The 25,317-nt window shown below is 36.9% G+C and carries 20 protein-coding genes and 1 CRISPR repeat array; of the genes, 1 reads left to right on the top strand and 19 read right to left on the bottom strand.

The genetic code is table 11. The features are described from left to right. Positions 1–85 precede the first annotated feature (85 nt). The gene (locus tag AC07U8_RS05725) at positions 86–1,006 is read left to right on the top strand and encodes a LysR family transcriptional regulator (protein ID WP_315078703.1); all 921 of its coding nucleotides are present in this window, start codon (positions 86–88) and stop codon (positions 1,004–1,006) included. Between the two features lie 145 nt (positions 1,007–1,151). Here AC07U8_RS05725 and AC07U8_RS05720 read toward each other — a convergent pair whose 3' ends face one another. From AC07U8_RS05720 to AC07U8_RS05630, 19 genes are all read right to left on the bottom strand, one after another. Then, entirely contained in the window at positions 1,152–1,460 is a 309-nt protein-coding gene (locus AC07U8_RS05720) for a hypothetical protein (RefSeq protein WP_494737478.1), read from the bottom strand. A gap of 115 nt (positions 1,461–1,575) precedes the next feature. Then, positions 1,576–2,592 (bottom strand): fimbrial protein, encoded by a 1,017-nt coding sequence (locus tag AC07U8_RS05715; protein ID WP_096733507.1) that lies wholly within the window; start codon positions 2,590–2,592, stop codon positions 1,576–1,578. Then, complete coding sequence (locus AC07U8_RS05710) at positions 2,589–5,162, bottom strand: fimbria/pilus outer membrane usher protein (RefSeq protein ID WP_494737477.1); 2,574 nt, start codon at positions 5,160–5,162, stop codon at positions 2,589–2,591. The genes AC07U8_RS05715 and AC07U8_RS05710 overlap by 4 nt, the downstream gene beginning before the upstream one ends. 135 nt (positions 5,163–5,297) lie before the next feature. Continuing rightward, positions 5,298–6,026 (bottom strand): fimbrial biogenesis chaperone, encoded by a 729-nt coding sequence (locus AC07U8_RS05705; protein ID WP_004722241.1) that lies wholly within the window; start codon positions 6,024–6,026, stop codon positions 5,298–5,300. 79 nt (positions 6,027–6,105) lie between these two features. Continuing rightward, positions 6,106–6,639 (bottom strand): fimbrial protein, encoded by a 534-nt coding sequence (locus AC07U8_RS05700; RefSeq protein ID WP_096733505.1) that lies wholly within the window; start codon positions 6,637–6,639, stop codon positions 6,106–6,108. 984 nt (positions 6,640–7,623) lie between these two features. After that, positions 7,624–8,034, bottom strand: a complete 411-nt coding sequence (locus AC07U8_RS05695) for a type II toxin-antitoxin system HicB family antitoxin (protein WP_494737476.1) — start codon at positions 8,032–8,034, stop codon at positions 7,624–7,626. Between the two features lie 41 nt (positions 8,035–8,075). Continuing rightward, entirely contained in the window at positions 8,076–8,258 is a 183-nt protein-coding gene (locus tag AC07U8_RS05690; RefSeq protein ID WP_494737475.1) for a type II toxin-antitoxin system HicA family toxin, read from the bottom strand. 452 nt (positions 8,259–8,710) lie between these two features. Further along, a complete protein-coding gene (locus tag AC07U8_RS05685; protein WP_494737474.1) occupies positions 8,711–8,983 on the bottom strand; it encodes a helix-turn-helix domain-containing protein in 273 nt (90 codons plus the stop codon). Positions 8,984–9,180: 197 nt separating this feature from the next. Next, a CRISPR array of direct repeats spans positions 9,181–10,708; the repeat unit is 28 nt; unit sequence TTTCTAAGCTGCCTATGCGGCAGTGAAC. Positions 10,709–10,839: 131 nt separating this feature from the next. Further along, a complete protein-coding gene (gene cas6f, locus AC07U8_RS05680) occupies positions 10,840–11,451 on the bottom strand; it encodes a type I-F CRISPR-associated endoribonuclease Cas6/Csy4 (RefSeq protein ID WP_494737473.1) in 612 nt (203 codons plus the stop codon). Positions 11,452–11,453: 2 nt separating this feature from the next. Further along, positions 11,454–12,467, bottom strand: coding sequence for a type I-F CRISPR-associated protein Csy3 (gene csy3 / locus AC07U8_RS05675; RefSeq protein WP_494737472.1), 1,014 nt, complete (start codon positions 12,465–12,467; stop codon positions 11,454–11,456). 26 nt (positions 12,468–12,493) lie between these two features. Then, positions 12,494–13,378 carry a type I-F CRISPR-associated protein Csy2 gene (csy2, locus tag AC07U8_RS05670; protein WP_494737471.1) on the bottom strand — a complete coding sequence of 295 codons (885 nt, stop codon included), beginning with the start codon at positions 13,376–13,378 and terminating at the stop codon, positions 12,494–12,496. Continuing rightward, positions 13,378–14,637 carry a type I-F CRISPR-associated protein Csy1 gene (csy1, locus tag AC07U8_RS05665; RefSeq protein ID WP_494737470.1) on the bottom strand — a complete coding sequence of 420 codons (1,260 nt, stop codon included), beginning with the start codon at positions 14,635–14,637 and terminating at the stop codon, positions 13,378–13,380. Before csy1 ends, csy2 begins: the two co-directional genes overlap by 1 nt. A gap of 14 nt (positions 14,638–14,651) precedes the next feature. Then, positions 14,652–18,041, bottom strand: coding sequence for a type I-F CRISPR-associated helicase Cas3f (cas3f, locus tag AC07U8_RS05660; RefSeq protein WP_494737469.1), 3,390 nt, complete (start codon positions 18,039–18,041; stop codon positions 14,652–14,654). Further along, on the bottom strand, positions 18,038–19,003 hold the full coding sequence (gene cas1f / locus AC07U8_RS05655; protein WP_494738581.1) for a type I-F CRISPR-associated endonuclease Cas1f: 966 nt from the start codon (positions 19,001–19,003) through the stop codon (positions 18,038–18,040). Before cas1f ends, cas3f begins: the two co-directional genes overlap by 4 nt. Positions 19,004–19,655: 652 nt before the next feature. Then, the gene (locus AC07U8_RS05650) at positions 19,656–19,916 is read right to left on the bottom strand and encodes a hypothetical protein (protein WP_227548133.1); all 261 of its coding nucleotides are present in this window, start codon (positions 19,914–19,916) and stop codon (positions 19,656–19,658) included. Positions 19,917–19,922: 6 nt separating this feature from the next. Further along, entirely contained in the window at positions 19,923–20,507 is a 585-nt protein-coding gene (locus AC07U8_RS05645) for a recombinase family protein (protein ID WP_096733502.1), read from the bottom strand. A 475-nt stretch (positions 20,508–20,982) separates the two neighbouring features. After that, positions 20,983–22,002, bottom strand: coding sequence for a Csu type fimbrial protein (locus AC07U8_RS05640; protein ID WP_419262620.1), 1,020 nt, complete (start codon positions 22,000–22,002; stop codon positions 20,983–20,985). Then, positions 21,999–24,497, bottom strand: a complete 2,499-nt coding sequence (locus AC07U8_RS05635) for a fimbria/pilus outer membrane usher protein (RefSeq protein WP_494737468.1) — start codon at positions 24,495–24,497, stop codon at positions 21,999–22,001. Before AC07U8_RS05635 ends, AC07U8_RS05640 begins: the two co-directional genes overlap by 4 nt. Beyond that, on the bottom strand, positions 24,498–25,298 hold the full coding sequence (locus tag AC07U8_RS05630; protein WP_096735486.1) for a fimbrial biogenesis chaperone: 801 nt from the start codon (positions 25,296–25,298) through the stop codon (positions 24,498–24,500). Between the last annotated feature and the right edge of the window lie 19 nt (positions 25,299–25,317).

The following is a 25,317-nucleotide window of genomic DNA, read 5'->3' as shown; positions in this document are numbered from 1 at the left end:
TGTGGTTATCTGTTGAGTGTACAAAGCGCTATAGTTTTGATAAATTCAAAATATCTTGAGTTTAGATATAAAAAAGCAAAACTAAATGAAACCTAAAAAATTAAACCAAGTGACTGATTTTGATATAAAGTTACTTAAAATATTTAAAACTGTCTGTGATTGTCACAGCTTCACTGCTGCCGAAAGTATCCTTGGAATTAGCCGTTCTGCGATAAGTTTGCATATGAGTGATCTGGAAAATCGCCTAGGGATTCGCCTCTGCCAACGCGGTCGAGCAGGCTTTTCCATCACCGATGAAGGTCGGGAAGTTTTAGAATATATAGAAGTACTGACCGCTTCGATTGAGGACTTTCGTGCCAAAATCAATCAAATGCATAATCAGCTTAAAGGCGAATTTAATATTGGCATTATTAATAACTTAGTCACGATGCCCAGTGCCTATATCACCAATACATTGGCACAGCTTGCAGAAGAAAATGCTGAGGTGGTTATTAATATTAGTATGAGCACACTGTCAGATATTGAGTGTCGTGTTTTGGACAATCGATTACATGCTGGGGCGATTCCTTTGGTCAGTCCACTATCTGGTCTAGATTATTTTCATTTATATAACGAAGAATCTTCTCTTTATTGTGGGCAAAACCACCCGCTCTTTCAGCATTTAGGTGAAATAAGTTTAGAAGACTTAAAACAATGCAATACGGTTCTTCCGAATTATGCCATCACCCCCGATGCAATGAAGTTGCATCAACGACTAAACTGTTCAGCGACAGCCAGTGACCGAGAAGGTATCGCGTTTTTAATTCTCTCAGGAAAATTTATGGGTTTTTTACCTGATCATTATGCAAAGAAATGGGTCGAAGATGGTTTGATGCAACCGATTTTACAAGAGAGAATGCATTACAGTACACCGATATGCTTAATCACCCACAAAGGGAAAAACTACAATATTATCTTAAAAACCTTTATGCATATATTAAAGAAAATCGTTCAACCGATAAAATAATGTACAGCCATTTAATATAGTTTAAAAATTTGACTATTTTTAATACGAATTAAAATATAATCCAACTAAAATAATCAGATTATATTTTAACTTATCGCGTAGCATAATTTTTAATTTATGTTATTTATTTCACAAATTAACTGACTTAATAATAATCCACCACCAATATTTTATGCTGGTCGCTTTCTAAATCTTGAATTTTTAAATGTGCCATACTATTGGCTTTTTTCTCAATTAAACTATTGAAATTAAAGCTATTTAATGTTGTGGTTTTTCTCAGCACATCAATTGTATTATCAATCACTTTGCAATTAGAATTATTAGAATCCTTTTCACATGTAAATTCTACAATCTGTCCTTGAAAATGAACCTCCTCTGCGTATGTGGCTAAACTTAAACTCGATATCGTTGTAAATGTTATTAATAAAAAGGATAGTTTTTTATTTAACTCCATCTCATTCCCCTCTAAAGAAATGGTGTAGTTAATTAATTACATAACCTTATTATTAATACAAGATTTTCCAATCAATAAATAAAAAAATAATTTTAAAAAATATGATTCACGTCAATTAATCATATTCAATTGTGACGGTTGCCATAGCTCGGACTTTTCCGGGCATCACTTTAGTTGCAGTCTGATAGTAACGCGCAGTCATTGGCACATTGTATTGAATATTATCATTTGACTTTAACGTGCCTAATTCTAGCTTGTCATTTTTAGCAATCACTTTATTCGAGTTTTTATATTGAGAAAGCAATTGTACGCCAACACCTGATGCATTACTTCCCGCAGCAGCATTGTTGCTAATAACATTTGTGGTATTGGTTACAGCATCATAATCAAAGCTTAGGCTGATTTTATTGCTTTCTTCATAACCCGTTGGGTTTTTTCCACCATTACACAAAATGTTGAGATCAAAGGCTTGCTCACCTTGCGTTGAGCCGACACCTTTAAAATCAACCTTATTTACCGTTGGCAGTGTCACCGTTTTATTAATATTGCCTTGGATTTCACATGATGAAGAAGCAATGGTAATCGCATTACCATATACCGTACTGGTTAAAAAAGGCTGATTCGGATAACCAATCACGTTATAACGACTATATTGTCCTGGGACCAATGCACCTGATCCTGTGGATGGTGCAGTTTTAACAATTTCTACAACGAAATATCCAGGCGATAAACGATAAGTGGTATATCTAGATAAACTTCTGGTATAAGGGTAATAACCTGAAAAGTTAGAATTATCTGCCGCTTCTCGGTATAGACGAATACCAATTCCTTCAATATTGGTACTATAAATTGAATTACCTGATGGGCTTATAGGATATCTCTGTTGCAAGACGGCTTCAATTGTGCCTGCTGAAGAATCACAAGAATATGTAGATCCATTCGATGAAATTGGAAATGTCGCTTTACGTAAAATCGTTCCAACGGCATCACTCGGTCTCACCACAACACGACCAACAGACATGCTCACATCTTGTGGTGTAAATCCACGTTGGGGTACACAAGCTGCATATGCGCCTGAACTCACGGTCCCAGCAATGAGCAAGAGCATACGATTTAAAACTTTAACGTTCATTGACATACACCTTCCGCCATAATCATATTTTGCTTTTTGTCTGCTGCTTGCGCAGAAACGTCATATTGAATTCGGCATTGTTCGTTGGCATTTTCGCCCCATTTCACTGTAACCGAGTCTGCAGTGGTATTGGTTCTTAAATAAACCATACTACCCTGTGCAACCATTCCAATATTTTCACCTTTTGTATCAAATACTTCTGCTGCAAAAGGTAAAGTTTCACCATTTTGTTTTTTACTGCGAATATAAATTGCTTTACCAATTTTCGTTGCAAAACTCACTTGTGAAATTGAACCTGCATAGGGTGCGATACGCTGACTTGTACCATCTAACTCTACATCTGTCGACATTCCTTGAGGGTCAAGGGTAATGTCATTTAAACGATATGGTGTTACATATGGAATCACCGCATAACCAGATTTATTGATACTTAAACCTGTCGCGTTATTTACTTTTGCACCAGCTGCTTCAGGTGCATAGACTAACACCATGGTCTGCCCCTGATCTGGTCCAAACAAGACACCTTCAGGATGCGCGACAATATTACCACGTGCAGTCAACATTGCTTGTTGATAACTGTCAGCCGCACTGAATGATCCGCCAACAGTGGCATAGTTGGTGCGATACTGAGCATTTAAATTGGCACTTGGATTATCACCATAGCGTGTCGATACAGATGTACCATAGTTAAAACGATCACCAACCACACCGCTCACACCAACAGTCGCATTATCTTGCGTCATAATCGAGTTAAGGTTCGCTGAGCTTTTCTTAAATGAAAGCGGTAAGGACATGGTCAGCATATACTCAGTATCACTATTGCTGATACTTGTGGCATTGTTTTCAACAATACGTTTGATTGCTGACAAACCATAAGTCAAACCACGATAGCTGTTGCTATAACCGACTTGATACTGACGGGTTGTTTCCTGACGATTCCAGTAATCAACCCACGAACCTGTTGCATAAATATTGCCTAAATCACGTGGTAAACCCTGATTCAGCGTGATCTGAAACTCACTGCGTTGTTTACCCACATGAGCTGAACTAATACCTTTATTGTCAAGGTCTTGTACCAATATCGCATCACGTAACTTATAAAAGTTTTCTGTAGAATAACGATATGCTGCCAAGGTCAAATTGGTATCTGTCGGTGTAATTAATTTACTATAACTGATACGGAAACTTTGCCCACTTTCACTTTTACGACGTTCAAAATCTGCTTGTGAATGCGTTACATCGAGTGCAATTGCACCAATCGGTGTTGCAAAAGCACTGCCCAATGTCACTGCTGAATAGTCTTCTGAGAACTGTACACCACCATAAGCCGTGATCGAGTTATTGATACCGCGTTGATATTTCCCTTGTACAATAAAAGGATCTAGATCGATATCTTTATCACGGAATTGACCCATTGACACAGAATAACGGCTCATTCCTGGACGGAGCATTTGTACAACAGATGCATAAGGAATTGAATAGCGTTGAATCTCACCATTGGCTTCTAAAATAGAAACTTCGAGTTCACCACCAAATCCTGTCGGATAGAGGTCATTGATTTCAAAACTACCCGGTGCAACAGTCGTTTGATAAATCAACTGACCTTGCTGACGTACTTCAACCTTGGCATTGGTTTTTGCATTACCGCGAATACGAGGTGCATAACCAATCATACTGTTAGGTAACATACGGTCATCACTGGAAAAATCGAAACCACGATAACCAAATGAATCAAAGATTTCACCATCGGTAAAGCTTTCACCTAAAGTCAATACACCACGGTATTGCGGGAATGCGCGTTGCACATAGGTGTTAATCGCGTCATAACTTGATTTAGATTGATTATCTGTGGTGGTGCGGTCTTGCCATTGCCATTGACCATTATGGCGCAATTGCCAACCTGCTAAATTTGCACCAGCAGTTATCGAAGTAAATGCATTGGTGGTTTCTTCGCCACCTTGGGTTTTATTAAATGTCTTATATGCACTGGCATTATAAGAAAGAAATGCAGCATTGATCCCTCGATCCCAAACACTAGGGTCGACATAGCCTTGCGCATTTTTTTGCATCGCAACTTGTGGAATCGAAATATCGACACGTAAACGTGAAGTATCAAATTCATAAAACGAATCTTCAACCCACTGTTCAATTTTCTGACAACCAGTCAAAGCAAAACTTTCGCCTTTTTTTAACACGTCTGCTTTAACGCCGTATTCTAATAATTGGTTTGAGCTAAAGCAGGTAAACGCATTTTGATTATTTTCAGTCGCTTTAAACACCATACGGTGTTTACCAAACCAGTTACCATTGACATAAATATCCACATTATAGTCACCTGGTAACACAGGATTGCCATATTTAAAGCGATTTACATCTATCTTTTTGGCATCGCCAATTAAAAAAGCCGAATCAAATTCTGCTTCTGCAGCAGTCGGAGACTTTTCAGCCTCTTTTAAGTCAGTTTCAGATGCATTAACTAAAGCAGGAATGCTGAGCGTAATAACCCCACAAGCCACATAATAACTGATATGTCGCTTGATCCACTTGTAGCTTTGTTCATTTTTTTGCATAAAGAAGTCTGCCTATCAACAAATGAATAGGTTTTTTTACTCGCTTACTCTCAGATAAATGAAATGATTAAATCATCATTGCGAAGGTGCTTTAAATTTCTTGCATTGAAGAAATTTAACGACTTGTTCAATCTATTAAAACTTAATATTTCGCTCTACACGACCACCATAATCATTGATCGTGGTAAAGGTCATCTTAGCGACATTGGAATTTTTTAAACTCACCGTTCCATCAGAAAATGGTTTCAACATTAAGCCTTGAGAAATCAAATCAACGCGTTTGCCTGATTGATCTTGCATAATAGAGGTCAAGGTAATATGAAATGGTGTTGGGTTTTTTACGGTTAACTGAGTACCGTTATTGCTCCACTGTAATTTTTCAGGTGCCAAAGCGACATCTTCTTTAAGTCCAGCTGGGCGATAAAAAAACTTAATACGCGATCGAATCGCAAGTTGTAAAAAGTTATCTGGTACAACATTCTGATCTTTCGCAGAAGGCTTTGGTGGAATATCGAGAATATTTAACCAAAATAGTGTTTCTTGAGTTTTACTTAACTCATTTGCATTCGGCAAACTAGTAATACGTAAAGACTGCCCTTTTTTAGCTTCCACACGCGATATAGGCGGTGTAATCATAAAAGGCGCTTTCGATTGATCTGGAGTAGATTTCGCATCTCCTTCATCAATCCATGCTTGAACCAATGCAGGATTATTTCCGTTATTACTTACCTGTAAAGTAATTTCACGTGCATCAGATGGATAGATGACACGAGTACCATGAATGATGATTTCAGCATTCGCTGCACCAAACGGAATTAAAAATGCGAGTAAACCTTTTTTAAGAAAGGAATGATTCAAGAACATAACGATTATCTCTATATCTAAAATAAAGTAAAAGAGCTAGGTTGCCAGACAACCTAGCTCCGTACCATTCAATAAAAAATTATTGATAGATAATAGTATATTGAACAGATGTTGTTACTTTACCAGCAGCAGATGCATCAGTTGCATAATATTCAGCATAGTAATTAAGATCAGCTGCACCTTTATCCGCAACATCTACCCATTGAGAGTTAGTTTGCGCGCCAGAAGCACCAGCAGCAAGTACAGGAATGAATTGGTTATTTGAACCTAACAATTGAACTTGAACGTTTTTCGCGCCAGTTGCATCTGTGTTATTTAAACGACCAGTACCAAAATCAACTGTTGAACCTGGTTCAAAATAAGTTGCTACTTTGCCTTCAGAGCAGTTAGCCAAGTTGATTGTGAATGGCGTACGACCCGCGATATCACCAGTTTTAGCAAGAGTTTGCTTAGAAACTGTTGGAAGCGTTACAGTGAAATCTTTACCTTGTGGAGTCACGATATCACAAGTTTTGTCAGTTACTAGACCATTGATTGTGATTGTGCCGTCCGCTGCGAAAGCGCTAGACATTGCTAAAATTGAAACTGATGCTGCTAAAAAAATATTTTTCATACCAAGTATCCTATACAGACAAAAAAATGATTCGTTTCGGTCGTTGGCTATTATGCACACTGAAACAAAAATGTAAACAATGTCACACTTTTTACAGCAAATAGATACAAGCGTATATAAATTTGTATTTTTTGAGCAAAATATTTTAATTATATATTTCAGTATGTTAAATAATTATTAAATTCATATTTCAGTTTTATTTAAAGAATTTTTTTTTGTAAATTTTACATAAAAAATTGAACCTCACGTTATTTCAGCATCAATTTAGAATTAAATTGATGCGTTTAGCTCATGCTTTTATGTAAATTGATCTCATCGACCCTATTCCAATTTAGCCATGTATATTTAGAAATTTAGGCTAAAAATAGCAATTCAAAAACTTACCTTTATGACTCCACAAAGTCCATCAAACAAGGCATATCCATGCTTTAGGCACTGTTTTAATCATTGATGTTGCGCTTGAATTTTGTATTTTCGCTAACCAGCGTTTGCAAAGTAACGCTGTTAAGATGCCCGATCATGGTATTTATATATGAGTTTAAGGAATGAATTTTTCAAAACAGTCTATATGATATTCAAATTTTTACTGTTCAAAATCATATAAATATTTTTTCTCATAAAAATGTGAATTATTTAACATATTAATATTTGTGTTGTGTTGGCTTATTTAAAGCTGCCTGCTCGGCAGTGAACAGTAAAACGGAAGCCAAAATCGCCAATCATATTTTCTAAGCTGCCTACTCGGCAGTGAACACTTTACTTTCAACTTTGGCAAATGGCGTGGTTTTCTAAGCTGCCTATGTGGCAGTGAACGCTGAAAGGAAAGTTCCTTTTCTGGCTTGGATTTTCTAAGCTGCCTGCTCGGCAGTGAACGGAGGCCTTTCTAAAAATGTTTTGCACCTTGTAGCTTATTAGTTTTAATACTCACTCACTTTTCTTTAAATATTCAGAAACCCACTCAATTGAGTGGGTTTCTTTGGTTAGCTAAGATGAAGCTTGCAATATTTTTTCAGCACCAGCTGCTAAAAATGCAGAACGGGATTTATACTGCTTATCTTTGCCCACTTTATCATCTATGAGATAAATCAATCGACTTGGTAAGGTGACATTAATTTTTTCAGCCTTACCTAAATAACGATTCACATCAACTTCTACAACCGCCCAGATAAAGCCTTTAAAATCTTCATCATTAAGAAACTTACTTACTTCTGATGCCAATGGAATATTTTTGCCATCTTCTGCAAGAATTTCCAAATGATCTGCAATTGCTTCCTTAGCATTGCTTAATGCTTCTTCAAAAGTATCTCCAGCAGAGAAACATCCCTGAATATCAGGAACAATCACGCCATAGGCTTCATCATTCGAACCTTTTTCTACTGCAATTGGATATAACATACTCACCTCTTTTGGAGAAAATGAAGTTTGGATGCAGTGGGTCACTCAAGACCTGCTTGCTTTAAAATGCTTTTAACAGTTCCAGTTGGTAAATCTTTTTTAGGGTGAGGTACTGTGACCAGACCTTCTTTGGCCGGGTGTTTAAAATGGTGGTGACTACCTTTAACCCTAACCTCATACCAACCGCCTGCTTCAATCATCTTAATCAATTCCAGACTTTTCATTTCAGCTCCATCTGTCTTGATGAGTAAAATATAACCCTAGAGTTATATTAATTCAACAACCCCAAAGTTATTTTAAAAAATATTTCTAACCAACCTGCAATCCCAAACCTTTCCACTATCAACTAAACAAGATTTTTTGTTGCTGCCAATCTTTATTTTCTAAGCTGCCTATGTGGCAGTAAATATTGCTGTAAAAATGATTTGATGTACTTGTGTTTTCTAGGTTGCTTGTGGCAATGATCTTTGTATGACAGCATTACATCTATGATTGATAGTGATTGGTTAAGTCCACAATACTTATTAACAATAAAGTGATTAAATATTTTGGAAATAATCAACGAGCAGTACGATTTTTTTCAAACACTCATTTGCAGCGCTTTTAAAGATTATATTAATACCTATTTTTACTTAATTACGTCAGACAGTGCGATTACCGTCTCAAACTCTTTAACCTATTTATTCAGGTTATTTTCAACGTCTTCAACCAAATGCTCGAGTGAAAAAAAACCTAATTTCTTAGCCTGTAATTCGAATTGATAAATAGTCCATGCTGACTGGCTTGGACTTGCATCACCAGATTCCCATTTTTGATAAGTTTTTAAACCGATCCTGCATAAATGAGCAGCCTTAGCTTGTGTTAAATCATTAGCAATGCGTAATTGCTTAATTTCTAATGAGATTGGTGGAGTCCAATTTTTAATAGTCATGGTGAATCTTGTATCCATAAAGCCCTCTATAGCTTGGGCTATTGCTCCCCCAAAATCAAATTAATTACTCGTCGGATTGATATTCTAGAACATCTAAAATAACTGGACATTTATTAATATCTTCTCAATCAAGTTCATTGTAGTTTACAGAAGCTAAGTTAGCTAAACCTCTGCTAGTAAACAACCCAAGTCGATGCGATGATAAATATCCAACATTTCTAAGCTACCTACTCGGCAGTGAACGATTCAAAAGATCGAATGGAAAATACCTGTTTTTTCTAAGCTGCCTATGCGGCAGTGAACGTCCTAACGGTAAAGGTCGTTCGTTCTGTATATTTCTAAGCTGCCTACTCGGCAGTGAACAACTTGCATCTGTTGAAAATATTACTTGATAATTTCTAAGCTGCCTGCTCGGCAGTGAACGTAATAAACTGGTTTTTACAGACAATGGTAACTTTCTAAGCTGCCTGCTCGGCAGTGAACGCTAATCAATACAAGCTCAATCCATTTACTAATTTCTAAGCTGCCTACTCGGCAGTGAACTTTCCCAAACTTTGAACATCCACCGCACGATTTTTCTAAGCTGCCTACTCGGCAGTGAACTTCTGTAGTACCTCGAATCACTACCCAGCCAATTTCTAAGCTGCCTATGCGGCAGTGAACTTAGGTTGGAAGTATTGTCGTCTTGAGCCTATTTTCTAAGCTGCCTATGCGGCAGTGAACAATCGGATGGTATTGCTTTTGATACACCAAATTTTCTAAGCTGCCTATGCGGCAGTGAACAATACATACGTCCAGTCTCAATATTCAAAACATTTCTAAGCTGCCTATGCGGCAGTGAACTTGATCAGTGCAGTTGTCGAGTTGAAAAAATTTTTCTAAGCTGCCTATGCGGCAGTGAACTAAATTTATCATACAAACTTAAAGAGCAAACATTTCTAAGCTGCCTATGCGGCAGTGAACATGAGAGGCTTGGGGGCTTTAACCGATGCAGATTTCTAAGCTGCCTATGCGGCAGTGAACACCAAGCGCATGTATTTCTATCTTGAATCTGCTTTCTAAGCTGCCTATGCGGCAGTGAACACATTTGGTCTGGGTGGTCAAGTCAGTCATTCTTTCTAAGCTGCCTATGCGGCAGTGAACCAGGCTTTCGTATAGATACAAAACGCCAATATTTTCTAAGCTGCCTATGCGGCAGTGAACCCCGCGTTTGTGATCCAGTGTTGAACTAAATATTTCTAAGCTGCCTATGCGGCAGTGAACTCTAGTAAAGCATTTGGCGAAAATGTTGATGATTTCTAAGCTGCCTATGCGGCAGTGAACGCAATACAAACGCATCACCATTATCGAAATTATTTCTAAGCTGCCTATGCGGCAGTGAACGTTTTCAGTTTGATTATTGAGGGCTTGAGTATTTTCTAAGCTGCCTATGCGGCAGTGAACTTGCATGACCGCCATGAGAACAGATTGCAATTTTTCTAAGCTGCCTATGCGGCAGTGAACCCTTATGTAATCAGTGAGCAACCTACTGAAATTTTCTAAGCTGCCTATGCGGCAGTGAACGAATTGCCTAATGCTTTATATCTATTACCTTTTTTCTAAGCTGCCTATGCGGCAGTGAACCTCAGATGCAACAGAATTATAAACGGCAGACATTTCTAAGCTGCCTATGCGGCAGTGAACCCAACGCTATGCAATGCAGCAATCAACTCGATTTTCTAAGCTGCCTATGCGGCAGTGAACTATAATTTTAAAACAAAAAATAAAGTTATAACAGTGAGTTAAGACTAAAAACCTATAAAAGACCAAAGTTTTAACCCACAATCATAACTTATTGATTTTATTAAACTGTTAAAGAGTGAAAAAATATTGGGTTAAAATTCGGGTACTGTAGACACAGAACTTAACCCATACGTACTAAAAACCTGAGTTTCAGATTTTTCAGTGATCTGCTTTTCTATAAATAGCTTAAAGCGCTTTTTATCTTGTTCATCCGATGTACTTAAACTTAGCATCTGAACATAAGGTAAATCAGTTGTCGTCACCACTTGAAGATAACGACTCAATGCTTCGTCAAAGTTGATATCCCCTCTTTTCACTCGATGGCGTGCCAAACGCTCAGCGTTGGTTTTAACTTGTTTACGTTTATAAACTGCGTAACCCATTACTTTTTCAGGAACGGGCCGCACACCTGTGATATGCACATAATCAGGAAACCGATCTAACCATTTTCTTATATTCAATGTTTCCAGTGCTACTTCTGATTGGGCAAATACGCGTATTTTTTTACCAATACCAATACGAGATTTCTTGCCTTCTATCTTCTCGTAAACATATTGAGGAAAAGATACACCGAAAGGGATCTTTTGCTGCTCATCTGTCTGTTCAGCAAAAGCGATATGCAGCTGGGTATAGATTTTTGACCAAAGAAAATATGGCGAAATCTCAGCCTGATCAATCAGTGTGATTTCTTGATAACATTTCATTATTAGTCCTTAGCACTTTGACCAAATACACCACCACGAACTAAAACAGCCATAACATAATGTTCTTGCTCTGTATTCTCTAAAGATTCACCTAAAGCATATTTATCGAATAAGGTAAAAAAGTCTTTTTTGTCTTTTGGTGTACGGTAAGCTTTTCCAAGATTGGTTACGGCTCCATATGGCTCAATTGCAATTGCCATTTTTTTCTCATCAAATTCAGGGTACCACGTATCAATAGTACGCAATGCATTCCCTATTTTTTGAGAATGCATTGCTGCAACATCATTAACCTGATAAAGAATTTTACTTTTGTCTCCCTTACCTTTATCTAGTACTAACTCTTCACTTGGATAAACTTGCTGAGCTTTACCCACCAGTGCATAAGCATCAACTTTAATCAATAAATAAGGTGTTTCACCTTTTAACGCCTGTGCAATCTGATCTGCTAAAACTTGTACTTTTTCATCCGCTTGATCAAAATTATTTAATGGATATGCTAATGCATTAAATGTAATCGCAGGTTGATCATTAATCGTTACAACAACTTCAACTTTTTCAGCGCCTACACGGTTACGCCATAAAAAACGCGCATTTGCTATATTTAATGCATAACGTTTAGCAAGCTCGTTAAAGCCATATTGCTCAATATAATTTTTAGCAGCAGCTTGATATGAATTTAAAAAACTTTCGTTATTACAAGCAGATGGATTTTCAACACCACCTAAAACTTTAAGTGTGAATGAAACTTTTAGAGTATCTTGATTTTCACCTAAAGCACATGCATCTACTTTTTGTAAATTTGCCTTTTCAACTTCTGCATTTAATTTTAATGGATCACTTGCTACAGCGGGTTTTAAGCGATTTGAAATTGTCCCTCGCACTGATTTTTCGATTAGTTTTAATGCTGTTTGTTCAGTCCGTTTCTCCCAACTCGTACCATAGAGATAACCATCAGATGGGACAAGTTTCTTTTCAAATGCGAGCACACTTGCAACCGCTTTTTCATTTTTAGCCATGAGTTTTTCCTCTTTTTGATATCAAATTAGTTTGTTGTGATGTTTTCGCAAAGATATAAATTGTTTTCTAAGTCAACATGATATTGCCATAACAATTGATCAATATGTTCTATACGATAAGGCATTACAAATTCGCCTAATGTAAGAACACTTTCAGCAAAACGATGTGGTGTACTGACATCACGTTGATTTTTCGCCAACCCCAAATTAGAAATCCCCTGAAAGCCTACGGCAATTGGAACTAACCACCGTCTCATTTTACGCTTTGATGCCCATGTCACTTTATCGTCATCATCAACCTCAGAACTGTGTGTGACTTTTAAATAATCTAAAACAGCATCCAAAGCATCTTTACCTTCATTCATACTTTCGATCACTAAATCTCGACACTCAATCAGCACATGTCCAAGCATCAATTTATTTAAAATTGGCTTTAATTCCCGATCCTGATGTTCTTCTTCATCAAATTGCAGTATTTGGCAGTTTTTAACATCTAAAACATCTCCACTGGCAAACTTCATACTACAAATAAGCTTATAAACATCCTCTAAAAATTGTTCTTTTTCATCTGGATCTATACTTTGACATTCAATTAAAAGAGACACCTCCAAATGACAACGTGCTTCTTCAATAAAAGCGGGTCTACTACCATCTTTATCTAAAGGATTCGCTGTAGCTACGATCGAATGAACAAAATCTCCTCGCCCTTTATAGGTTTGCAAATTAAAGTCATGACAACTCACCGCCACTTTGTTTAAAGAAATGTCATAGTTTTTACTTTTTAACTTACGCTGCAAGGCATGGACTGCGCCCAGCCAAGCCGTCATCGCTGGAAATCCAATGGTATAAGGACTACTCATTGCATTGGCATTGTGAAGCTTTAAATGAGGAATCAATAAAAAATGACGCATTAAAAATACTCCTTATCTTCATTTAACGCTTCGACAACAATAGTTTTTAATTCTATAAGTTCAGGACTACCAAACATTTTTGAACCTAAAAAATCTTCGTAACTATCTAATATCCATTTCGCTATCCTTCGAGCAATTTCATCACGCCACTCACTCTCGATTTCTCTTTTCTCAAAATTCAAATCATCAAGCCAAATCTTTTGCTCTAAAATTAAATTCTGATAATTTTCCCTTTCGGTCCAACCTCTTAAATTTTTACGAATACAAAATGCATTGAATAAAATTTCTTGAATAATTTGTTGCAATAGCCTTTTTATTTTTTTGCGGGTGTGTCTATTATTTATACTTAGCTCTTTATCACCAGCATGAATATATTTTTTCAACTCATTAAATTCACTAGTAAAATTTTTCCGATAAAGGCACTGTTTAAAAAAGTCTTTATTAGGCAGTTTGACTTTACGCTTTTCAAAAACAGGTGGGCAACTAGATAACAAATAAGCTCGCCCTGCATTTTGACTATTTAAAACACTGACATTTTGAGGTTGTGTACCGCCATACGCAGTTACTGTAAGCTCATAAATATCGGCGTATCCCTCTGTATGATGCTCATTTTTCTTACGAAATTCTTTGGCTTGTTTAGTTGCCTCTGAAAAACGTATTTCATCTATTGTTTGCTTTAATCTAGTCACCAATCCTGATGGTGTTAAGATCGACAATAAATGGTATTCGTCCTGATCAATGGGAAAATAAACCTGCTTCACTAAGTGATCGGTTTTTACTGATGTATCTGTTGCCTTTATTTTTAAAAATGCTGCGCTGAATGACTCAAAATCTAAATTATCATCCATAAGCAGCTTTTTTAAATCTTCATCTTGTTGTTCAAAACCTTCTAATACCGTAAGTTTTTCTGTCAGCGGTAAAGATAAAAATTTAAATACGTCCATTGCAGCAGCATTACCAAATACATCGAATGAATAGTTCACATTTCCGCTACGTAAGTAACCATCATTCTGCTGTTTCGCTTGAGCAATAACACTTGACGTTTTTGCGCTTGGATGACTAAATTTACTTGGATGACTGACCATAAAAAGCTGCGCAACACGTTTTGCTGCGTCAGGTAACCACACTTTCAAACTAAATTTATCATCTGCTTGACGTTGTAATTCTGCAATTACAGTTTCACTTTCTGCTTTTTTTAAACGGTATTTCAACCAAAGATCTTTTCGTTCATTTAAAAAATGATGAATATGTTCTGTCATGCTTCCCTCTTTAATTATTGATCTAAAACAACAAGTCCAAACTGTTCTGAATATATAAGTTGCTTATCTTCGTCATATTCGGGCAGCATAATCTCCCCATAACGCTCTGATAATCTTTCTATCTTTTCCTCAATATCTTCATTTTCAGGAAATTTATCAAGTGCTAAACGACGTAAGATGTCGTGATAATCTCGATTCAACCATAATCGTTGTTGTTCTAATTCACTCAATTTAGAATAGTCAATCTCGCGAATCTTGTATAAACCACTTCGATCAATATACCCCCCAAAATCATCTTTTTCACAAAATATAAGCTTGTGATTTTTCCAGATTGCGAAAAGCTGAATATTGGCTGAACTTTGCCTAAACGGATTAAATTGCTGAGGCAAAGCTGTTAAAAACCATTTTTGAGTTAACCAAGCATTGAGTGGTTTTGCCCCGACTTTGTTATATGAAGTTAAGGCATCTGCCATAACAGCATGCTCTAAATCTGCCAATTTTTTTATGGATTGTAGTGGCTGATTTGCTTTGATTCTTGGAATGGCATTAATTTGCTGTAAATGTTCAGTATCAATCAATTCTGATAAATTTTTTGTTTCTAATATAAAGTTTCCTTTAGCAGAATTAACTTCAAAGCCAGGTTTCTCAAAGGCAACTTTAGCTCGGTGCAAGCCTTTTAAGTTATATTGCAATAAGGCAATGTTTGGTTTTTGAATGTCTACATCTCGTTTGCGATGTCGTAAAACTCGTCCTGACAATTGGATAATCGAGCGATAAGAAGAGGGTTCAACAATTGCCCAATCAAAGTCATGATCTCGCCCCACCTCTTCCACAGGTGTGGCAACCAAGATAAAAATGACATTTTCACCAGTCGTCGAATCTAAATGTTGACGAATCACCTCATCTGAAAATGCAGCTGCTTGTTCTCCTGCTTTTTCTTTACGTTTTAAAATATGATCTAAATGTTGTTCTTGTTTACTGCGTAACAATAAAACTTGACGGCTATGGTATGCCATCACACGAGGCATAATATCTTGTGACCATTCGGTCTTAAGCAAAGATCGAGTTAAAGCAACACATGGGGAAATATTGGCAACCCGTATGACACCGAAAGAAACTTTTTTTCCAGTTTTAACATCTATACTGTGATGGTCATGGTGTAAATGTTCAACATTCTGTTGAATCCGTTTAAAATATTCAGCTTGTAAACTTTGATCTATACGCTGGATTTCTTTTTCTGCAACAAGATCTGAGCAATCAATAAGATAAGCTTTATGCTTAATTATTTGTTTACTTAATGCAGCTGCACGAATGTCTACAAAGCGATCATGTGCATTTTTATATTGTTGTATTGCCTCTTTTTGCTGAGCCAAATCTATCGTTTGAATTTGTGTTTTAAACTCATCAACCCACATCGAAACTGTATCGGTATTCTTTAATTTCTTAAATGCACAGTACAAAGCCCAACCTTGCTGATATGCATTAAAAAAACCTTCAGCTAAAGCAGGTGGAATCGTTGCTGAAGAAATCATTACTTTTCGACCTAACATCCCAACTAAATGTATAAGCCGAGCTATTGCAATTAAGTCCTGACCATTAAAATCATCGACTTCATCAATCACCAGATCGGAAGATGAAAGCCTTAAACTTGGTAAAATATATTTTCCGCCACGTTTGGTTTCTGTAGCAGCCATAATATGGTCTATCGTACATACTAAAACTGGCTTATATAAAAAGGCTTTATTTCGTTCCTCCTGATGTTGTGGAAATAATGCATTCATAAAGTCTGCTTGTGGCATAGATTCATAATTCAATTCATTGTCCAATAAAGCTTCTAATGATTCTGAACCTATTTCTTCTACAGTATAAAATTCATCTTGATGACGTTCATTTGTATTTTTATGATGCAATTCCTGAACGGCTTTTGAACCAATTAAAACCGCAAGCTCATCATGGCTTAAACCAATATCTTGGCGATAAGAATCGCTCGTTTGTAAGGTTAATGTCCTTAGTCCTAAAGCCAGAATATAACGTAATGATTGAGCATCTTTAGACAAGGCTTGCATAATTTTGGCGTTGGCAATGGTCTTACCTTTACCAGTACTCGCCATGTTGACAATAAACCAGCCTTGATTTGCAGCACTTTCATTTTTTTGAATAAATTGCTGAATTCCCTTTACAGCTTGGTCTTGCCATTCAAAACCTTGAGGACTCTTCTTTCTTAATTTTTGGATATCATAAGCTGGCTCCATCTCATCTGCCAAACGACTTAATGATTGTGCAACTCGCATAGCATTGTCGCTCACCCGAACAAGATGCTCATCTAAAAATTGTTTGGCCTGTTTAGTTTTTGGATCAGTATTTGCTCTCAACAATAAATTTGTTTTCCAATTTTTATCGGCATTGCACGATGAATAATAGTGATCACCTAACATGAGACACAATCGGGCATGATGTAAAATGACTCGCCAACTGCCATCTGCAAAAATTTGTTCTGTGACATCAGACGCTTGTAATAAACGTGCTGACCATTTTTTAATTTGCTTTGTCCATTCAATAGACTGACTTAATAACCCTTGATCAAACTCAAAACAAAGCTTTAATCGTTGCCTGTAATCATCTTCATCAAATTTATTTTGATAACCCCAGTCTGCTTTTATGCTTTTAAATAAACTTGTAACCGTTTCTTTGTTCAGTTCAGCATAATCTTTGCGTCGTTGTTCTTCTTTTAACGCAGGTAAACGATGATGCGATATAATCAACCATGCAACCAACTGTGCTAAAGGTGGAAGTTGATCTAAAACTTTAGATTGATCTGAATTTTTACTAATGGTTTGCTTGAGAAGTTCTTCATCCCAACTTTGTTGTATCAATAATTTTAGCCATGCGTCATCAGACTCAATATTGCCAGACGAATGCACTAAAGCATTTAGCAATAGACATGAAATCCACTCATGCCGTAAGGGATCACCTTTAAACTGATTATTTTTTTCCAATAATTTTTTTTGAAATAAAACCGTTGCCTTACCCCAATCATGTAATAAGGCAGACACAGCCACTAGTGCTTTAATTAAAGGCAAATAATGCCAGTCATTTTCCCATTTATTTTGAGCAAGGCTTTTCTTGGTCGTGTTTACAGGCACTATGCCTTCACTATTAAACTTATTTCTATTCCCAACAATCCACAACAACTCACTTCGACGTCGCCCTCGAATCCAATGACAAGACACCGCTGTATTTTTAGTCACTGTTTTTCTAAGCAGCTTTTTAACTGCAATTAAACCATCTTCGGTAATCACCGTTTGCCAAGTGTTATCACCAATTCGGTCGGCAAATGCATCCAGTACACGACGCGTTCGAGAAAGAGCTTTCTTTTCGCATTGGGAAATGAAGGTTACAATCATAATGCCTCATCCTCGTCATCATGATTTTTACAAGCTTGCAATTTCACCTGATCAAACATCCAATCCAGACACTTGTGCTCGGTAAATTTCTGTAATAACAAGGCTCTAAAGTCTTGCTCCTTAAAACCTTCTTTGGCACAAATAAATGCCCATGGCAGTACCACTGCATCTTTGATTAAATCAGCAATATCAAAAACCAAAGCACCGCGTCGAGTTTTACCATGCATCACTGCAAATGAATGACTAATGCCTAAGACCCAAAGTGTGGTTGCAGCCAAACCATAGGCCAAATAATTACCATGATTAAGGAAGTCATTGGCTAAATCACCATATTCAGCATTTCGTTCAAATTTGAGTTTACAACGTGTTGCAGCGATTTTATAAAGCTGCTTGGTGGTCTGAGCTTCTGCAAGAAGTAAATCGCCAACTTTGCTCATATTGGGAATCTTCTTTTCAAAACCAGTCAAAGCCAGCTGAATATCCTGATCATCTAAATAAAATCCTTCTGCCTGTAAGTCCCGATCTTTTGCCCAAACTTTACGAATATATTCAACCCGCGCAACCTGAAACTGTTTTGCCACATCTAAACGTTTCGTTTCATCAAACCAAAAGCTCATCCAGCCTTGCATATATTCAGTTGGACGATATTCACTTTGTGGCGTTAACCACTCCACTTCACTGCCTGAAAATAATGGTGTACCCCCACCACCACAAAAACCAACCAAAACACCTGCGCTACAGAGCATTCGCATTGCAGCCTGAGTGATCGACGTTCCAGTTCCCAACAAAATCACAGTCGTATTGGCAATGGGAATATTCCAATACTGATTTTCACTTTTTGCTTCAGTTAGATATAAAACACGGCCATCTTTTTGCATCACCCGTGCATGTTCTAAATAATAAAGATTTGCTCTTTTTGAATGAAGAATGGCTTTTAAGTCTGATGGGTTAAGTTGTTCCATATTATTAGTGGTCATAAAGTTTTTATAGAAACAATTTAATTGAAAATCTCAATATTTCTAATCTATTTTATTATTTAAAGCGACATTTCATGTCGTTTTAAACAAATAATATTTCTTTACCCAAAACTTCATTTCAAATATTTAAAGCAGTAGCAGATGCTATTTAAATATATTATCAATAGCTTATACTGATCTTTTTAAAATGATTTTTACTCCTATTCAACATAAATTCAGATAAGTAAAATTATTTCAGAATAATTGAAAGTTAATTATTTTTAGTATTTTAAATTTAAAAATTAATTAAATGTAATTCCGACCTGATTTTAAAATAAATTTTAGCTCAACACGCTTAAATATAACATTAAGACAACTAAGCTTTCAAATAAAAAACTTATAAAAAAATCACTTTATATAAAAGATTAAAATTCTTGCATAGTTGACGTGATTTTTTAAATTCAATAAAGAATTATAAAAACTTAAATCAGCCAAAATAAAAATCTTAAACCCTAAAATATTTATTAGAAAGTATTTTGAATGTTTTTGTTTAGCTATCTACAAAAATCCGAATAAATTTTAAAACAATCAATCACAACCTCAAACCTAAAAACACTTAGCTTTTAACTTATGACCGTAAATAAAATTAATTAAACCATTAACGGCTTAAATCTATAACATATGGACTAGAACCATATAAAAAAATGATTTTCTTTTCCTCATGTTCGATTTTGTGAATTTCATAATCAATCAATCCGTTTACAGAGCTAATTTCAATTTCATTGGCATCATCAACAATTCTCGACTTATTATTTAGGCAATATTTGAGTTGAACAACGAATATCTTATCCAGATTGCTCATTTGTTTTGCAACAACCAATCTACTTGTTTTAGCCTTGTTATTCATTTGAACGTTCATAGTCATTTAATCCTCACCAATAACGTGGTCTGATGATTTTGAAAGTAGTCTTTGAATGACTGTTCTTGTAACTGAATACTGCTTAGCTAAAGAATAGACACTTTGACCATTTTTAAACTTTTCTAAAACCTCATCTTTCTGGGCTTTATTCAAAATTTCTGGCCGACCGACTTTGTTTATATTCTTGTTACCAATCTTTCTATTCGATTGAAGTTTTCCATCGAAGTCAGAACAGATTTTTAGAAAATGAAAAAAAATCTTTTTTATGTCTCCTTTAATCTCTTTCTTTGAAAATTCCAAACAGACTAAACGTATTCCCTTTTTAAAAATAAAATTGACACTCGAATATATTTCTTTGAAATCACTACCCAAAGAATCTATTCCATCTATTAATAAAAGATCTCCGCTTTCCAGTGTGTAATTAATCAAATTTATAAGCTTATGCCTAAATTCTAAAGGTATACCTATTTTCACCTGTTCAAATACAAGCCTATTTTTCGGTATTTCATAACCATACCCAAGAATATAGTCAGCATAATTAAATTCATCCATTGAGAATTCATCAATTCTGAAGTATGCATAAGTCCGCACAATAAGCCCTCTTCAAATAATAACAGTTATATTCAGTATTTTTTAGAAAAACAAATATGTATAAAACATACAATTGATTTAAAACACAGCCAAATAACCACCCACCATTATAATAAATAATTATTTAAACCCATATTTTAATTAAAAAATTAAAACACAAATTAAGACCATAAAAGAATAGTCGAAAAACAAAAAAAACAAATATTGTGCCAATGCCAACACCTTTAAACACCTTCACCAAATTATTTTAATATTGAGATATTTCACATAAAAAATGCATAATAAAAAATAAAATACACTTGTATATGTATAATAAATAATTTTAAAAAAGGGTTTAAATAAAGTGAACAGCTACCATATTTTTATAAAAAAATATAATTAAAGAGAGTTTTTATTTAATATCAATAAAAAAATAAACTGTAAAATTACCACTTAATAAAGCCATGATAAAAACTATTATCATGGCTTTATATCGTCAAAACTCAACATTTACCGTTATGGTGTCTGAATAATTACCAGCCGGCAGACTTGGTGAATTCGTGTCCAGAACTTTTGCAGTAAAGGAAAAACCCTGCTGGTTGGTATTATGCTGCCCCGGATTCGTTGTCGCCTCGAGACTTGACCAGCGTTCATTGCCATTACTGCCCCAACGTTCCGTCGTTGCATTTTTATAAATCTCATAGCGTAGAAAATTATTGCTATTACTCGCCTTCATTGCACGTTGATTGCCAGTTTGTGGATAGAGTCCATTATTTAAACCAACATAATAAGGTGTATATACTGAGCAACGTACGCCTAGAGAGGTTTGAACTGGTGTAAAAACATCTGCAAAAGGTGATGTTCCAAAATTAACAGCATTGGTGGAAATACGGCAATCAGGTAAAACGTCAATATATAAGTTCAAGTTTGCATCACTCCCGGCGCCCCAATTGAAAGCAGTAATTAGACCACCACGGTTAAAACCCGGACTTTCAAAAAAGGTGCCTACTCCTATAAATGCAAACGAAGGTACAGAGTAATACCATTTGACTTTAAAAGGTTTGTTCGCTGTATATCTCCCAGGTGATACAGTCTGTCCTGGGTTAATTTCAGCATAAAATGGTAAAGAGCCATCTACGCCAGAAAAGATTTTAAGGAGAGTAAACGTACTCATATCAATTTCTTTACCCAGACCAATTGCTTGATTATTAGTATCCAAATAATTGACAAACAAAGTTTCACCCGTCAGGCTATTTTCATAATTGTCTGGTATTTGATCAACCCGATACTTCAAATAAGTCATATTCGCAAAAGCCATACTAAACCCTTCACACCTTAAACCCGCACTAAACTGATGGGATTTAGTTCCTTGCTCCGTCAGCGTCATAGATGAAATCGTACCCATAGAAACATTACCACTTGAGGTGATAACACAAGCCGCTTGACTCTGAGCAGTAAGCAATATCAACCCAGAGAATAATAGACCTGCAGGCATTAATTTTTTTAAAGTAATCATGGTTGAGCCACCTCACGACAAACAACCGACTTAACCACTGCAATCTGTTGTTGCGCTTGTTTTAAATCCAACGAAAAGTTTGCTTCACATATGCGCTGATCTGATAGTTGCACCCGAATGCTATTTTCTGCACTCAGATCTTCAAGATAAGCAATCCCATCCATTCCCACATAACTCGATTCTTGATCGGCTCGATGTACCACCGCACCCACTGGAACCGCTTGCCCATTGCTTTGTACCAAGTACACATTTGCCGCATAAGACTGTTTGATTGGGAAGCCAATCACCACACCTGAACCTCGTTTTGCTGCGATCCGATTTTCAACTTGGGTTGCATTAAAGTTGGAAGGTAAATCGATCGGGTTGATGCTGTATTTAGCCGCGTAATAAGGCGTCACTGACGGTACAAAAACATAGCCCTTGGCGTTACTCCGCCCCACTAGACTGTTTTCATAATGCACGGGTACATCTGCAACTTTATTAGTATCAATCAAAGCAAATGACTCGCCCAGTCGATTGGCAACGAAAATATTGCCTGACATCAACACCACCGAACCGGAAAGTCCAAACCAATAGTTGTAATCATTGCTACCCGACATACCAACATCGCTATTAAAATATTGGTTACGGTAGCTCACACGTGCTTGATTGTAGTCATCGCTGTTTTCATTAAAACGTCGACTTAAATCAACACCAACACCACCTGCCAACGGTGTGCTACGGTTAAAGTTGACATAACCATAATCGCCACTGGATTGTTGGCTATAGCCTAGACTGGCTATGGATCTGCTCTTGGAAAATGGAACCGACAACTGAAATGCAGCACTCCACTCTTTTTCTACAAAATCCCGATTGGCACTTAACGACACTGTCGCACCACGCATATAAGACGGGAGTATCGGTGCCCACGACAGATTCATCAGTTTATTTCCAATGTCACGGTTCTTGGTCTGGATATAAGCCACCCCAAAAGTCCCTGATTTATCTGTGGCAAAATACGTGTTGGCAACCGAACTTTTATGATTGTTGGCTGAGATCAAATTGCTATATTGCAAGCGTGAAAGATCATAATAACCCTGATCACGTTGGGTATGATTGAGACTAAATCCAAAACGCTGCTGGTTATAGCTATAGCCTAAAGTATATTGATTTCCCTTTAGGTCTTGACTACTGATTCGATTAAACTCACGATCTGCCCAGCTTTGAGTTGCTGAGCCACTTAATACCCCAAACTGATTTAGCTTAAGCACTGAACCGAGTCCAGCCAACTGAATTGAATCTGATAGTTCAACCCGCCCTTCAGCCGTGAGCCAATCGTTAATCCCGTAACGTACATCCGCCGAACTGGCAAATTTGCCATATTCAAAGTTTTTTATCCCATAATCTTCGCGGATCTGCCCCATGGACACGGAATAATCCAATAATCCGGGTTTAAGCAAAGTATTCGAAATATAAAATGGCACTGAGGTTGCCACCTGACGACCCACGCTGTCGGTGGTGACAATCACCGCCTCGCCTTTACCGTTGACAAACGGAACATTATTGAGAATAAAAGGACCAGATTGAACATCAGTTGAATTGGCTTTCTGTCCATTGATCAATAAATCTACGGTACTTGGTAAGGCCGCTTCGCCTTTAAACTGAGGTAAAGGATAGGTTATCAAATCTGGACGGGTACCAAAATTACGCTGGAGCTGTAATCCACCTAAACGCACTGAACTTCCCCATGCGTTTTTACTTCCCGTAATCACATCACCTGCTAAGAATGAAAGCACACTGACAGGATCATCATATTGCCAAGTGGTGTCATAACGACGGTAGCCATCATTGTTTTGATTGGATGAGTCAAAATCAGTTTTGCTATAAACCCCTGAATTTCTTAGTAACCCATAAGGTGAGAAAAAGCGTTGCTCTGTAAACAGCGTACTGCTATAGCCACCATTCTCTGGGCGGTAGGTATAAAAGTCATAGTTATTTAATAAACCGATACCCGACTGCGCTGTTTCAGGTTGATACCAAGAATCTAAGCCGCGTATCTGCACCGGCATCCAGCTAGCAGGTAGATCCAGACTAAAATACTGTTGCGCTGAATTGTACTCATACTTTAATTCTGGGATCTGATTGAGACTGACCCAATCTGCAGCCTTGCCCGAAAAGCCGAGTGTAAACACATCCAGATCGGTCAGGTTTTTTTCTGATTGTTGCTGAAGTGCATCCCTAGGCAGCTTAATCTGTAACTCATCCAGTTTCGATTGTTGGATAAAGTAATGATCTCCTTTGACAATGACGGGGATCACTTGTCGCGTCGAATATTGATTGATCACCAAGTCCAGATAGAGCTTAAATAAGCTATTCACTTCTGAAACATCTCGTGGTGGCGGGGGTAAACCATTTGCATAGACATTGCAGCTCCACAATGGGATATTCACAAACAATATCAACGTCAGGCTTTTGCATAAAAAGGAAGGTGAATTTAACCCTGATAGATAACCCATTTATCCTCCCCCTTCTTTTTTAATCTCGATCAAGTCTTGTTTCGCCCCTGAACTGTCAACCCCATACAAGCTGGTTTGACCACTCAGGCTATTCACAAACTTGTTGTCCAAATCAAACTTCATGGTGCTGTTTGCCAACACATAACCAAAGGTGGTTTTCCCAAAAGCCATTTGTTCTGAAGTCGGGGTTAATTTAATGCCCGAAAGTCGTGAAAATTTTGAACCGGTATTTTTAATATAAAGTTCAGGTTTGCCCTGTTCATTATTCTTGATCCACCAACTTAATATCGGTTTAGCCAAGGGGTTTTTAGCATTGGCTTTTTGTGAAACTTCGGTTAAACCACTGCCAAGCCCTTTGCCATAGGCAAACAAAGGAATGGAATAACGCATCTGAAAACTGACCGTAGATACTTCTTTATCCTTTTCTGGATTGAGCTTAATCGGTAATTCATCAACAATAATTCGATAGGCCAGTTCTTTGGCATCAGGTACAGCAGCCGAGCGGGTCAAACGCAACATATGCTTTTCACCCGCTTTAATCTTTGCCACTGGCGGACTTGGAATAACCTCAGTTTGCTCCGCATAAGCATCTTGCTGATGATTCTGATCCCATTTAAATACCCGAATCTGTACCATGGCATCAGAGTTACCGGTATTTTGTAGCCATACTGCAGTGGCTTTTTCATTTTCTTCAATTTTTGGATAGATTGGCCAGATTAAAAAAGTGGCCTGTGCGAATACCGGTGAAGTAACCATCAATATCGCGGCCGCAGAGAAAGTCCTGCCCGACCATATTTTCATTTTATTTAAGCTCATAGAA

It is taken from the genome of Acinetobacter sp. GW821-FHT01E09 (assembly GCF_059422385.1).
Note: the sequence above shows the minus strand (reverse complement) of the source record. Positions and strands in the feature narration are given on the sequence as shown.